The sequence below is a fragment of the Bradyrhizobium sp. 6(2017) genome (genome assembly GCF_011058295.2).
GTDB classification, from domain to species: Bacteria; Pseudomonadota; Alphaproteobacteria; order Rhizobiales; family Xanthobacteraceae; genus Bradyrhizobium; species Bradyrhizobium septentrionale.
In genome coordinates this window covers 6,660,866-6,673,059 of the sequence record NZ_CP049289.2, presented here as the reverse complement: position 1 = coordinate 6,673,059, position 12,194 = coordinate 6,660,866, and the positions used below count along the sequence as shown (strand labels likewise).

General features: G+C 64.9%; 11 protein-coding genes. 9 read left to right on the top strand and 2 right to left on the bottom strand.

Annotated features, from left to right (window positions below; genetic code table 11):
- Window positions 1-93: 93 nt before the first annotated feature.
- On the top strand, window positions 94-957 hold the full coding sequence (gene purU / locus G6P99_RS31580; RefSeq protein ID WP_029085288.1) for a formyltetrahydrofolate deformylase: 864 nt from the start codon (window positions 94-96) through the stop codon (window positions 955-957).
- Window positions 958-1,038: 81 nt separating this feature from the next.
- On the opposite strand, the gene G6P99_RS31575 is transcribed toward purU, so the two are convergent.
- Window positions 1,039-1,317: a hypothetical protein gene (locus G6P99_RS31575; protein WP_029085289.1), complete on the bottom strand. Its 279-nt coding sequence runs from the start codon at window positions 1,315-1,317 to the stop codon at window positions 1,039-1,041.
- 377 nt (window positions 1,318-1,694) lie between these two features.
- On the opposite strand from G6P99_RS31575, the gene G6P99_RS31570 reads away from it, so the two are divergent.
- From G6P99_RS31570 to G6P99_RS31545, 6 genes are all read left to right on the top strand, one after another.
- On the top strand, window positions 1,695-2,876 hold the full coding sequence (locus G6P99_RS31570) for an ABC transporter substrate-binding protein (protein ID WP_029085290.1): 1,182 nt from the start codon (window positions 1,695-1,697) through the stop codon (window positions 2,874-2,876).
- Between the two features lie 135 nt (window positions 2,877-3,011).
- Complete coding sequence (locus G6P99_RS31565; protein ID WP_029085291.1) at window positions 3,012-3,881, top strand: branched-chain amino acid ABC transporter permease; 870 nt, start codon at window positions 3,012-3,014, stop codon at window positions 3,879-3,881.
- A 7-nt stretch (window positions 3,882-3,888) separates the two neighbouring features.
- The gene (locus G6P99_RS31560) at window positions 3,889-4,920 is read left to right on the top strand and encodes a branched-chain amino acid ABC transporter permease (protein WP_029085292.1); all 1,032 of its coding nucleotides are present in this window, start codon (window positions 3,889-3,891) and stop codon (window positions 4,918-4,920) included.
- Entirely contained in the window at window positions 4,917-5,669 is a 753-nt protein-coding gene (locus G6P99_RS31555) for an ABC transporter ATP-binding protein (RefSeq protein WP_029085293.1), read from the top strand. Before G6P99_RS31560 ends, G6P99_RS31555 begins: the two co-directional genes overlap by 4 nt.
- Window positions 5,662-6,378 (top strand): ABC transporter ATP-binding protein, encoded by a 717-nt coding sequence (locus tag G6P99_RS31550; RefSeq protein ID WP_029085294.1) that lies wholly within the window; start codon window positions 5,662-5,664, stop codon window positions 6,376-6,378. Before G6P99_RS31555 ends, G6P99_RS31550 begins: the two co-directional genes overlap by 8 nt.
- Before the next feature lie 31 nt (window positions 6,379-6,409).
- The gene (locus G6P99_RS31545) at window positions 6,410-7,528 is read left to right on the top strand and encodes a cobalamin-independent methionine synthase II family protein (RefSeq protein WP_165124585.1); all 1,119 of its coding nucleotides are present in this window, start codon (window positions 6,410-6,412) and stop codon (window positions 7,526-7,528) included.
- A gap of 19 nt (window positions 7,529-7,547) precedes the next feature.
- Here the strand turns inward: G6P99_RS31545 and G6P99_RS31540 are convergent, their stop codons facing one another.
- Window positions 7,548-9,293 (bottom strand): caspase family protein, encoded by a 1,746-nt coding sequence (locus tag G6P99_RS31540; RefSeq protein WP_029085296.1) that lies wholly within the window; start codon window positions 9,291-9,293, stop codon window positions 7,548-7,550.
- Between the two features lie 173 nt (window positions 9,294-9,466).
- Here G6P99_RS31540 and G6P99_RS31535 point away from each other — a divergent pair, with 173 nt between their 5' ends.
- Window positions 9,467-10,822 carry a hypothetical protein gene (locus G6P99_RS31535; RefSeq protein WP_029085297.1) on the top strand — a complete coding sequence of 452 codons (1,356 nt, stop codon included), beginning with the start codon at window positions 9,467-9,469 and terminating at the stop codon, window positions 10,820-10,822.
- Between the two features lie 60 nt (window positions 10,823-10,882).
- Window positions 10,883-12,079, top strand: a complete 1,197-nt coding sequence (gene metK / locus G6P99_RS31530; RefSeq protein WP_029085298.1) for a methionine adenosyltransferase — start codon at window positions 10,883-10,885, stop codon at window positions 12,077-12,079.
- The last annotated feature ends 115 nt before the right edge of the window (window positions 12,080-12,194 follow it).

Sequence of the window (12,194 nt, the reverse complement as noted above, 5' to 3'; positions counted from 1 at the left end):
TTTGACCCCCACGCCGGGATTGGCGCAAGGCCGCCTGCGGTGTAGACGAGGGCCGAAAATTCCACTTACCCGCTCAAGCTTTGGTCAATTGGCATGCCCGACCATCAATTCGTTCTGACCCTGTCCTGTCCGGACCGCCCGGGGATCGTCTCGGCGGTCTCGACCTTCCTCGCGCATAACGGGCAGAACATCCTGGACGCCCAGCAGTTCGACGATATCGAGACCGGCAAGTTCTTCATGCGCGTGGTGTTCACCGCGGCCGACCTCGCGGTGGAGCTGGCTGCGCTGCAGACCGGCTTTGCCGCGATCGCCGAACGTTTCGCCATGGAATGGCAGATGCGCGATCGCGCAAGCCGCCGCCGGGTAATGCTGCTGGTGTCGAAGTCCGATCACTGCCTGGTCGACATCCTCTATCGCTGGCGCACCGGCGAATTGGAGATGATCCCGACCGCGATCGTTTCCAACCACCCGCGCGAGAGCTATGGTTCGCTCGATTTCGGCGACATCCCGTTCCATCATCTGCCGGTGACGAAAGAGACCAAGCGGCAGCAGGAAGACGCGGTGTGGCAGCTGGCCCAGGACACCAACACCGATCTCGTGGTGCTGGCCCGCTACATGCAGATCCTGTCGGACCAGATGTCCGCGCGGCTATCGGGCCGCTGCATCAACATCCATCATTCCTTCCTGCCGGGCTTCAAGGGCGCCAAGCCCTACCACCAGGCCCATGAGCGCGGCGTCAAGCTGATCGGCGCCACCGCGCATTACGTCACCAGCGATCTCGACGAGGGGCCGATCATCGACCAGGACGTCGAGCGTATCAGCCATCGCGACACGCCGGAGGATCTGGTGCGCAAGGGCCGCGACATCGAGCGCCGCGTGCTGGCGCGCGCGATCCGTTACCATCTCGCCGACCGTGTCATTCTCAACGGCCGCAAGACCGTGGTGTTCGTCGACTGACCCGCAATTCATGCCGTGGTCGAACTCGGCTGCCGCGGCGAAATCCTCGGGAGAGAGGACTCCCTCGACCAGAGCATCGACTCAGTGGGCCGCGCCCTGCGTGGTCGCGGCCGGCTTGGCGTCGTCGCCGCGCTCGGCCGCGGGGATCTGGCGCTTGCGTTCCCGCTCCTGCATGAACTTGTCGTATTCCGGGGTGCCCTGCCGCGGCGGCGCATCCGCGGGCAGGCCGCCGGCCCAGGCCGGAATGTAGTCGGCCATGCCGGACGAGAGCTTTTGGTTCACGGTGCTGCATCCCCCGAGCGCGCAGGCCGCGAGCGCGAGGGCAATCAGGACGGGGATGTGGCGCGTGACGATCGGCATGGGAGGCAGCATACAACCCTGGTCTTTATGGATGATGGACGTCGGGCGCGACCGTTCGGCTGCAATTGTGCTTGTTTGTTGACATCGCCGCTTTGTTTGTACGATCGTACAAATGAATCGAGCCCGCGAAGCCCTTGCGCGCGAGACCGGTTCTCGCGGGGCATTGAATTTCGGGGATCGGCTTTGGTACCCTGATACTGGTCTCGTCCGCGAGCCTGATCGCATCCCGCGCGACACACGTCCATCGTCCGATTGACAGAGGGCACGGGGAGACGCCTTGTCGCGTTGCGCCTTGGCCGTGACATGGTTGGGTTAAGTTAGGGCAAGGGCCGGGGGACTCGGCTCGACGCAGAAGAATGGAAGGGGGAGGGACGTCGATGTTCAATCGTCGCAAAATGTTGCTGTGGGGCGCCGCTTCGGCCGTGCTTCCGGGATTGTGCGCCAGCGCGCCGGCGCGGGCGGAAGACACCGTCAAGATCGGCCTGATCCTGCCGATGACCGGCGGCCAGGCGTCGACCGGTAAGCAGATCGATAATGCGATCAAGCTCTATATGCAGCAGAAGGGCGACATCGTCGCCGGCAAGAAGATCGAGATCATCCTGAAGGACGACGCCGCGGTGCCCGACAACACCAAGCGGCTCGCGCAGGAGCTGATCGTCAACGACAAGGTCAGCTTCATCGCCGGCTTCGGCGTGACGCCCGCGGCGCTTGCCGCGGCGCCGCTGGCGACGCAGGCGAAGATCCCGGAAGTCGTGATGGCGGCCGGCACCTCGATCATCACCGAGCGCTCGCCCTATATCGTGCGCACCAGCTTCACGCTGGCGCAATCCTCCACCATCATCGGCGACTGGGCGGTCAAGAACGGCATCAAGAAGGTTGCGACGCTGACCTCGGATTATGCGCCGGGCAACGACGCGCTGACCTTCTTCAAGCAGCACTTCACCGCCGGCGGCGGCGAGGTCGTGGAAGAGGTCAAGGTCCCGCTCGCCAATCCTGACTTCGCGCCGTTCCTGCAGCGCATGAAGGATGCCAAGCCCGACGCGATGTTCGTGTTCGTGCCGGCGGGGCAGGGCGGCAATTTCATGAAGCAATATGCCGAGCGCGGGCTCGACAAGAGCGGCATCAAGGTGATCGGCCCCGGCGACGTGATGGACGACGATCTGCTCAACAACATGGGCGATGCCGCGCTCGGCGCGGTGACGGCGCATCTTTATTCGGCGGCGCATCCGTCGGCGATGAACAAGGATTTCGTCGCCGCCTACAAAAAGGCATACGGCAACCGACCGGGCTTCATGGCGGTGAGCGGCTATGACGGCATCCATCTGATCTACGAGGCGCTGAAGAAGACCAATGGCGCAACCGACGGCGACAAGCTGATCGAGGCGATGAAGGGCATGAAGTGGGAGAGCCCGCGCGGCCCGATCTCGATTGATCCGGAAACCCGCGACATCGTGCAGAACATCTATATCCGCAAGGTCGAGAAGGTCGACGGCGAGCTCTACAACGTCGAGTTCGCAACCTTCGAGGCCGTCAAGGATTCCGGCAAGACCAAGAAGTGACGCGCGAAAGCGCGTCATCCCGGGGCGCGCCTTAGCGCGAACCCGGGATCTTGATATTATCGAAGAAGATTCCGGGTTCAGCGCTAGCACGCTGCCGCGGAATGACGAGTTACTAGCAGGATTCGTCGACTCTCCATGGCCTCTATCCTCACCAATCTGTTTGACGGCGTCGCCTACGGCATGCTGCTGTTCGTGCTCGCTTGCGGGCTGGCGGTGACGCTCGGGTTGATGAACTTCGTCAATCTCGCACACGGCGCCTTCGCCATGGCCGGAGGCTATATCTGTGCCGTGCTGGTCAACAACTCCGGCTGGCCGTTCTTCGCAGGCCTGCCGCTCGCCTTTGTCGGAAGCGCGGTGATTGGCATCGCGCTGGAGCGCACGCTGTACCGCCATCTCTATGCCCGCAGCCATCTCGATCAGGTGCTGTTCTCGATCGGTCTCGTCTTCATGTCGGTCGCGGCGGTCGACTACATCATGGGATCGTCGCGGGTCTTCATCAAGCTGCCCGCAGCGCTGGAAGGCCAGATCGATCTGTTCGGCGTCGGCATCGGACGCTACCGGCTGATGATCGTCGTGATTTGCGGCCTGCTCACGCTGGCGCTGCAACTCGTCCTGGCGAAAACGCGGTTCGGCAGCCGCCTGCGCGCCGCGGTCGACGATCCGCGCGCCGCGATCGGGCTCGGCATCAACGTGCCGCAGGTGTTCGCCTTCACCTTCGCCTTCGGCTGTGGTCTGGCCGGCCTCGGCGGCGCGTTGAGCGCGGAGATCCTCGGGCTCGATCCATACTTCCCGCTGAAATTCATGATCTACTTCCTGATCGTCGTCACCGTCGGCGGTTCATCCTCGATCACCGGGCCGTTCCTCGCTTCGCTGCTGCTCGGCGTCGCCGACGTCGCCGGCAAATATTACGTGCCCAAGGTCGGACCCTTCGTGATCTACACGGTGATGATCGTGATCCTGCTCTGGCGCCCCAACGGCCTGTTCGGCCGCACCGCGGCGCGGTGAGGCGGGCATGACCGCGCTGTCCGACGTCTCCACTCACGCGATGGCCAGCGCGCGCTGGCGGATCAGCGAGGTCGCCTTCTGGGTGCTGACGCTCGCCTGCGCCTTCCTGTTCCCGTCGCGCTACCTGATCATGACCGACATCGTGCGGCTCGGCCTGTTCGCGCTGTCGCTCGACCTGATCCTCGGCTACGCCGGCATCGTCTCGCTGGGCCATGCGGCCTTCTTCGGCGTCGGCGCCTATTCGGCAGGGCTGCTGGCGCTGCACGGCATCATCAACGAGCCCGTCATCGCGCTGGTCGTCGCCGGTCTCGTTGCCGCGGTGCTCGGTTTCCTGACCAGCTTCCTCGTCATCCGCGGCGTCGACCTGACGCGGCTGATGGTGACGCTCGGCATCGCGCTGCTGCTCGAAGCACTCGCCGAACGCTTCTCCAACTTCACCGGCGGCACCGACGGCCTGCAGGGCATCGAGATGCAGCCGATCCTCGGGCTGTTCGGCTTCGACATGTTCGGCAAGACCGGGTTCTTCTACTCGCTGATCGTGCTGTTCATCTTGTTCCTGTTTGCCCGCCGCGTCGTGCATTCGCCGTTCGGCCTGTCGCTGCGCGCGATCCGGAACAATCCGCTGCGCGCGGCCGCGATCGGCGTGCCGGTCAACCGCCGCCTGATTGCGGTCTATACGCTCGCCGCATTCTATGCCGGGATCGCCGGCGCGCTGTTCACCCAGACCACGGCGCTCGCTTCGCTCGACGTGTTTTCCTTCGAGCGCTCCGCCGACCTGATGCTGGTGCTGGTGATCGGCGGCACCGGCTATCTCTATGGCGGGCTGATCGGCGCCGTCGTGTTCAAGATGCTGCAGGAGCTGTTTCAGACCCTCACCCCGCAATACTGGCTGTTCTGGATCGGCCTCGTGCTGGTCGTGATCGTGCTGGTCGGCCGCGCGCGCATCCACCGCTGGGTGCTGTTCGTGCCGAACCTGATTATCCGCCAGTTCGCCGGCCGCAAGGCCGCCGTCGCCGTGCCGGAGAGCGATGCGTCATGACGATCGCGCTGGAGACCCGCAGCCTGGAAAAATCCTTCGGCGGCCTTCGCGTCACCCGCGATCTCTCGCTGCAGGTGATGCAGGGCGCCCGCCACGCGTTGATCGGACCGAACGGCGCCGGCAAGACCACCGTCATCAATCAGCTTACCGGGGTGCTGACGCCGAACAGCGGACGCATCCTGCTCGAAGGCAGCGACATCACCGGCCTCTCCGTGCACAAGCGGGTGCTGCGCGGACTGTCGCGCACCTTCCAGATCAACCAGCTCTATGCCGACCTGACCCCGCTCGAGACCATCGGACTCGCCGTTTCTGAGCGGATGGGCCGCGGCGGCGACTGGTGGCGGCGGATGGGGACACGCAGCGACGTCAACGCCGAGATCGCCGAGATATTGTCGCGCTTCGATCTGCTCGATGTGATGACAGAGCTCACCTCGACATTGCCCTATGGCAAGCAGCGGCTGCTCGAGATCGCGGTCGCGATCGCCGCGAAGCCGCGGGTGCTGCTGCTCGACGAGCCCGCGGCCGGCGTGCCCGAGAGCGAGCGCCATGATATCCTGGCGGCGGTGGCGGCGCTGCCGCGCGACGTCACCGTGCTCCTGATCGAGCACGACATGGACCTCGTGTTCTCCTTTGCCGACCGCATCTCGGTGCTGGTCAATGGCGGCCTGCTCACCGAGGGCGCACCCGACGAGGTCGCGCGCGATCCGCAGGTCAGGGCGGTCTATCTCGGCGAGGCCGCCGATGCCTGACCTGCTCTCCATCAAGGGCCTGCGCGCCGGATATGGCGAGGCGGTGGTGCTGCCCGATATGTCGCTTTCGCTCGCCGAGGGCCAGGTGCTCGCGCTGCTCGGCCGCAACGGCACCGGCAAGACCACGCTGATCAATTCGATCGTCGGCATCGTCAGGCGCCTCAGTGGCAGCGTCGCGCTGGCAGGCCACGACATCACCGCGATGCGGCCCGACCAGCGCGCCCGCGCAGGGATCGGCTGGGTGCCGCAGGAGCGCAACATCTTCCGCTCGCTGACGGTGGAAGAAAACATGACCGCGGTGGCGCAGCCTGGGCCGTGGACGGTCGAGCGGGTGTACGAGATGTTTCCGCGGCTGAAGGAGCGGCGCGGCAATTTCGGCAACCAGCTGTCGGGTGGCGAGCAGCAGATGCTCGCGATCGGCCGCGCGCTGACCTTGAACCCGAAAGTGCTGCTGCTCGACGAGCCGACCGAAGGCCTCGCGCCGATCATTGTTGAGGAATTGCTAAAGGCGATCGGAACCATCACGCGCGCCGGTGGCATCTGCTCGATCATCGTCGAGCAGAATGCACAAAAGATTCTCGGGCTCGCCGACCGCGTTGTGATATTGGAACGCGGCATGATCGTGCACGATGCCGCAAGCACTGCGCTGAAAGCCGATCCCTCCGTCCTCGAGCGCCACCTCGGCGTCTCCGGGGCCAAGGCACATTAGAAGGCACATTAGAAACGTTCGGGAGTTGACCATGCAGCGAACCAAGCCTCCGTTCCGCGCCGACGAGGTCGGCAGCCTGTTGCGGCCGCCGAAGATCAAGGAAGCGCGCGCCAGATTGGAGAAGGGCGAGATCTCGGCCGACGAGTTGCGCAAGGTCGAGGACATGGAAATCGAGAAAGTCGTGCACAAGCAGGCCTCGGTCGGCTTGAAGCTTGCGACCGACGGCGAGTTCCGCCGCTCGTGGTGGCACTTCGATTTCCTCAGCCACCTGACCGGTTGCGAGCTGTTCCACCCCGACATGGGCATCCAGTTCGCGGGCGTGCAGACCCGGCACGACGCCATCAGGGTGATCGGCAAGCTCGACTTCTCCGATCATCACCCGATGCTCGATCACTTCAGGTTCCTGAAGAAGTACGCCGACCAGGCGCATGTCACGCCGAAGATGACGATCCCGTCGCCGGCGGTGCTGCACTTCCGCGGCGGCCGCAAGCTGATCTCGAAGGAGGTCTACCCGGACCTCGAGGAATTCTACCAGGACCTCGGCAAGACCCATCGCAAGGCGGTCAAGGCGTTCTACGACGCCGGCTGCCGTTACCTGCAATTCGACGACACGGTGTGGGCCTATCTGTGCTCGCAGGAGGAACTGCAGAAGTCGCGCGACCGCGGCGACAATCCCGACGGCCTGCAGGAGATCTACGCCCGGGTCATCAATTACGCGATCGCCGATCGTCCGTCCGACATGGTGATCACCACCCATGTCTGCCGCGGCAATTTCCGTTCGACCTGGATCTCCTCGGGCGGCTATGAGCCGGTCGCCGAGACCATGCTAGCCGGCACCAATTACGACGGCTACTTCCTCGAGTATGATTCCGATCGTGCCGGTGGCTTCGAGCCGCTGCGCTTCCTGCCCAAGGGCAACAAGGTCGTGGTGGTCGGCGTCATCACCTCGAAGTTCGGCGAGCTCGAGAAGAAGGACGACATCAAGCGGCGGCTGGAGGAAGCATCGAAGTTTGCCCCGATTGAGCAGCTTGCCCTGTCGCCGCAATGCGGCTTTGCCTCCACCGAGGAGGGCAACATCCTCTCCGAGGAAGAGCAGTGGGCCAAGCTGCGGCTCGCGGTCGAGGTCGCGAACGAGGTGTGGGGCAAGTGACGCGTTAGCGATCACGTCGTCATTTCTCCGCCAGATAGACCTCGCCGAGCAGGGAGGAGTTCGACCACGGCACCTGCTTGCCCTTGGTCGCGGCGACGACCTCGGCGCGGACGCGGGTCAGCATCTGCTGCACCTCGAGGCCGGGCGTGCCGACATGGCGCGACAGTGCCGCCGAGAACGGGCTGTTGGCGCCTTCGCCGTCGAGCGCGACCTGGCCCGGCGCGGTCGCAAATGCGATCAGCGTGCCGGCGCCGAGCGTCGAGCCCGATCCGAGCGAGGCGGGCGCGGCAAGGCCGGAGCCGGCCTCGATGCCGCGGCTCGGACCTGCGGACGCGACCTGCGGCGCCATCGGATTGTTGCGGCAGGCATCGAGGATCAGGATGTTGGTGCGGATCTGATCGTCGAGACCGGCCATGATGGTGTCCATGTCGACCATCGCGTCGGTCATGCGGCCGCCCGCCTTGAACTCGATATCGACCGGCACGAGATAGTTGCGGCCATCGACCTGCACGCCATGACCGGCGTAGTAGACCACGGCGATCTGCGACCGTGCCGCCTCGCGCAGGAAGTCGTGGATCGTCTTCTGCATCGCGTCGCGATTGAGATCGAGGCCCTCGGAGACGGTGAAGCCGATCTCGCGCAGGCTCTTGGCGATGGCACGCGCATCGTTCGGCGGATTGGGCAGCGCCTTCACATGTCCATAAGCGCCGTTGCCGATCACCAGCGCGACGCGCCGGCTGGTTGCTGCGGCCTGTGACGGCGCGGCGGGCGGCGCCGGTGCGGTGACGGAGCCTGCCGGTGGCGCGGTCGGGCTGCTCTCGGCGGCAGGTGCCGTCGCTGCCTTGCGGGGGGCTGCATCGTTGCGCGGTGCTAAATCGGCCTCCTTGAGCAGTGCCAGCCGCACCTTGGCGGTGGCCTGGTTGGCCTTGCTGCCGGCGTCGGACGCGACGCCCTCGAGCACGGAGGCGTAGTCTTCCTTGGCGTGCGCGGCATCGCCCTTTGCCTCATAGCTGAGGCCGCGCTGGGTATAGGCCGAGATCAAGACGCTGCCTGGCGGCGTCATGATGTTGACGGGCGCCTTCGCCTTCGCGAGCCGGATCGCTTCGGAGGTGTCCGCAATCGCGCGTGCGATGTCGCCCTTGGCGCGCCAGATCACGGCGCGGCTGATCAATGGCTGCGGCAGCGACGGATCGATCCTGACGGCTTCGTTGATGTCGGCGAGCGCGCCGTCGAGATCGCCGAGCGCCTGCTTCGAGGAGCCGCGGTTCTGGTAGGAGAAGGCCGACTTCGGACCGGCCTTGATCGCCGCGTCATAATCGGCGATCGCCTTGGCGTAGTCGCCCTTGCCGCGATAGGCGTTGCCGCGGTTGTGAAAGATGATGCCGTTCGGCGGCCCCATGCGCAGCGCGTCGTTGAAGTCGGCGATCGCAATGTCGTACTCGCCCTTGTCGTAATAGGCTGAGCCGCGCAGATTGTAGACGGCGGTGCTCGGCTTGAGGCGCAGCGCCTCGGTGGCGTCAGCGATCACCTGCGCGTAGTTGCCCTTCTTGTTCCAGCCGACCGCGCGCCAGAAATAGATGGTCGCGAGTTTCTCGCCGGAAAACACCTTCAGCGCGATGATCTTGCTGCAGGCGTCGATCATCTGGTCGGCCGGTGTCGTGTCGGTCGTGCAGAGCGGGCCGAGTTGCGCGCGCGGCTGGGCGAGGCAGGGCGCCGACCAGAGCAGGGCGGCAAGGAAGGCGGGGATCAGGAGCAGGCGGCGCATCGGTCATCCACGGGTAAGCCGTTATGGCGATCGGCGAGGGCGAGGCGATCTATGCGTGTTTGGTGATCGGGCAGTAAAGGGGGGTTCAACTGGTGGGAAAATGATGGTAATACGCCGCTGCACACTATCTCTGCCCACTTTCTGCCCACTCGCCGCCGCCCACCCCGGGCCCCATGAAGAACGACGAAATCCTCAGTCAGATCACGGATTTCTGCCGCCGCTCCGACATGGCGGAGACGACGTTCGGCCGCCGTGCCGTCAACGACGGCAAGCTGGTGCACCGGCTGCGCGAGGGCAAGCGCATCACCATCGACACGCTCGACCGCATCAATGCCTTCATTGCGACCTCGACCCCGGGTGGCGTGCCGCCGCCGCGCGGCCTGGTGGTTCCGCCGGAGAAGCGCGATCCGCGGGGCAATTTCCGCTTTTTCGAGAACCGTCAGCGCTATCTGCTGTTCGTGCATACCTGCAGCGAGAAGCGGGTGATCGCCGACCGGGTCTCGCTGGAACTGGCCGCCATCCATCCGCGGCCGCCCGCGCTGCGGGTGTTCGATGCCGGGATGGGCGACGGCACCGTGCTGGCGCGGGTCCTGCGTGCCATGCATGGCCGCTTCCCACATATGCCGTTCTATGTCGCCGGTAAGGAACTGAGCCTGGAGGACGTCCGCCTCACCCTGGACAAGGTCCCCGACCGCCTGTTCGAGCACCCGGCGAGCGTCTTCGTGTTCACCAACATGTACTACGCCGAGGCGCCCTGGCTGACGCCCAAGAACTCCACGGCGGCCGCCAGCATGATCTGGCACGAGGTGGCGCTGCGCGGGGCCTCCTCGGGTGAATTCGAGGCCCAGATCGCGGAACTCGGCCCATTCCTTGAGCAGAACTGGCGGGCCAATCTCAGCCCCGGCAATGCGATGCCGATCTATGAGCGGCCGGTGGCGCTGGTGCTGTACCGCGACGACCACCGCTTCCTGCTCGATTCCATCATTCCCCGGGCCGGCCGCACCGAGGCCAATTTCGATCTTGTGATCGCCTCGCAGCCGTATCGGGCCAAATCCTCGGTGAATTTCCGCGCCAAGCGGATCATCGCGCCGCTGGCCCGCGCGTTGCGCGGCGGCGGACGGCTGATAGGAATCCACTCCCACGGAAGCGATCCCGCGCTTGAAATCATTCAAGCCGTCTGGCCCGGAGAAAATCCTTTCGCCGTCAGCCGTCATGAGATACTGCGCGCGGTGAAATACGAGTTGGGGTCGGCCGGTCGTGAGCTGAACTTCAACGCCTACGCCGATAACCGTTCGATCTTCCGATATGATATGGAGGCGCTGCCCAATGAGGTGACCGGTTCGATCGGAACCTCGACGGCCTTTGCAGCGTGGAATGCGGCGGTGTATGTCGCGCAGATCGAAGATGAGCGGTTGACCGAAACGACCGAAAACGGACGAGCTCTCGAGGCTACGCGCGAAGTTCTCCGCAAACACAACGGGCTGTGGTTCTACGACGAATCCTACGTCATCTCGCGGCGACGAGACTGACATTCCGGGGACATATTCACCAACCAACGTCGGACTTCGACGAAACAAGGGGTTTGCTTGATGCGCGCGTCTTATCTCTTCACCAGCGAGTCGGTCTCGGAAGGCCATCCGGACAAGGTCTGCGATCGCATCTCGGATGAGATCGTCGATCTGTTCTATCGCGAGGGCCCCAAGGCGGGCATCGACCCGTGGCAGATCCGTGCGGCGTGCGAAACGCTCGCGACGACCAACAAGGTGGTGATCGCCGGCGAAACCCGCGGCCCGAGCTCGGTCACCAATGAGCACATCGAGGGCGTCGTGCGCGACGCGATCAAGGACATCGGCTACGAGCAGGACGGCTTCCACTGGAAGACCTGCGACATCGAGATCCTGCTGCATCCGCAGTCGGCCGACATCGCGCAGGGCGTCGATGCGCTGCAGCCGGGTGAGGTCAAGGAAGAGGGTGCCGGCGACCAGGGCATCATGTTCGGTTACGCCACCAACGAGACGCCGGACCTGATGCCGGCGCCGATCTTCTATGCTCACAAGATCCTGCGGCTGATCTCCGAAGCGCGCCACTCCGGCAAGGAGAAGGTGCTGGGTCCGGACTCCAAGAGCCAGGTGACCGTGCAGTACGAGAACGGCAAGCCGGTCGGCGTCCGCGAGATCGTGGTCTCGCACCAGCATCTGGTCGAGGACCTCTCGTCCAGCCAGATCCGCGACATCGTCGAGCCGTATGTGCGCGAGGCGCTGCCGAAGGAGTGGATCAACGGCAAGACGATCTGGCACATCAATCCGACCGGCAAGTTCTACATCGGCGGTCCCGACGGCGATTCCGGCCTGACCGGCCGCAAGATCATCGTCGACACCTATGGCGGAGCGGCCCCGCATGGCGGCGGCGCGTTCTCCGGCAAGGATCCGACCAAGGTCGACCGCTCGGCGGCCTATGCCGCGCGCTACGTCGCCAAGAACATCGTCGCGGCCGGTCTTGCCGACCGCTGCACGCTGCAGCTCGCCTACGCGATCGGCGTGGCGCGTCCGCTCTCGATCTACATCGACACCCACGGCACCGGTAAGGTGTCGGAGGACGAGCTCGAGAAGGCGGCGGCGAAGGCGATGGATCTGACGCCGCGCGGCATCCGCTCCCATCTCGACCTCAATCGTCCGATCTACGCGCGCACCTCGGCCTACGGCCATTTCGGCCGCACGCCGGACAATGAGGGCGGCTTCTCCTGGGAGAAGACCGATCTCGTCGAGTCGCTCAAGCGCGCGCTCTGAACCTTGCGTAATTCCGGGGCGCTCGCGCGAGCGAGCGAACCCGGAATCCTTTTCCATCAATTCGAGATTCCGGGTTCGCCGCTGCGCGGCGGCCCGGAACGACCAATTCAACAAC

Excerpts from the sequence above, each read along its gene's own strand:
- purU (WP_029085288.1), top strand. The coding sequence starts at position 94 with ATGCCCGACCATCAATTCGTTCTGACCCTGTCCTGTCCGGACCGCCCG.
- G6P99_RS31575 (WP_029085289.1), bottom strand. The coding sequence starts at position 1,317 with ATGCCGATCGTCACGCGCCACATCCCCGTCCTGATTGCCCTCGCGCTC.
- G6P99_RS31570 (WP_029085290.1), top strand. The coding sequence starts at position 1,695 with ATGTTCAATCGTCGCAAAATGTTGCTGTGGGGCGCCGCTTCGGCCGTG.
- G6P99_RS31565 (WP_029085291.1), top strand. The coding sequence starts at position 3,012 with ATGGCCTCTATCCTCACCAATCTGTTTGACGGCGTCGCCTACGGCATG.
- G6P99_RS31560 (WP_029085292.1), top strand. The coding sequence starts at position 3,889 with ATGACCGCGCTGTCCGACGTCTCCACTCACGCGATGGCCAGCGCGCGC.
- G6P99_RS31555 (WP_029085293.1), top strand. The coding sequence starts at position 4,917 with ATGACGATCGCGCTGGAGACCCGCAGCCTGGAAAAATCCTTCGGCGGC.
- G6P99_RS31550 (WP_029085294.1), top strand. The coding sequence starts at position 5,662 with ATGCCTGACCTGCTCTCCATCAAGGGCCTGCGCGCCGGATATGGCGAG.
- G6P99_RS31545 (WP_165124585.1), top strand. The coding sequence starts at position 6,410 with ATGCAGCGAACCAAGCCTCCGTTCCGCGCCGACGAGGTCGGCAGCCTG.
- G6P99_RS31540 (WP_029085296.1), bottom strand. The coding sequence starts at position 9,293 with ATGCGCCGCCTGCTCCTGATCCCCGCCTTCCTTGCCGCCCTGCTCTGG.
- G6P99_RS31535 (WP_029085297.1), top strand. The coding sequence starts at position 9,467 with ATGAAGAACGACGAAATCCTCAGTCAGATCACGGATTTCTGCCGCCGC.
- metK (WP_029085298.1), top strand. The coding sequence starts at position 10,883 with ATGCGCGCGTCTTATCTCTTCACCAGCGAGTCGGTCTCGGAAGGCCAT.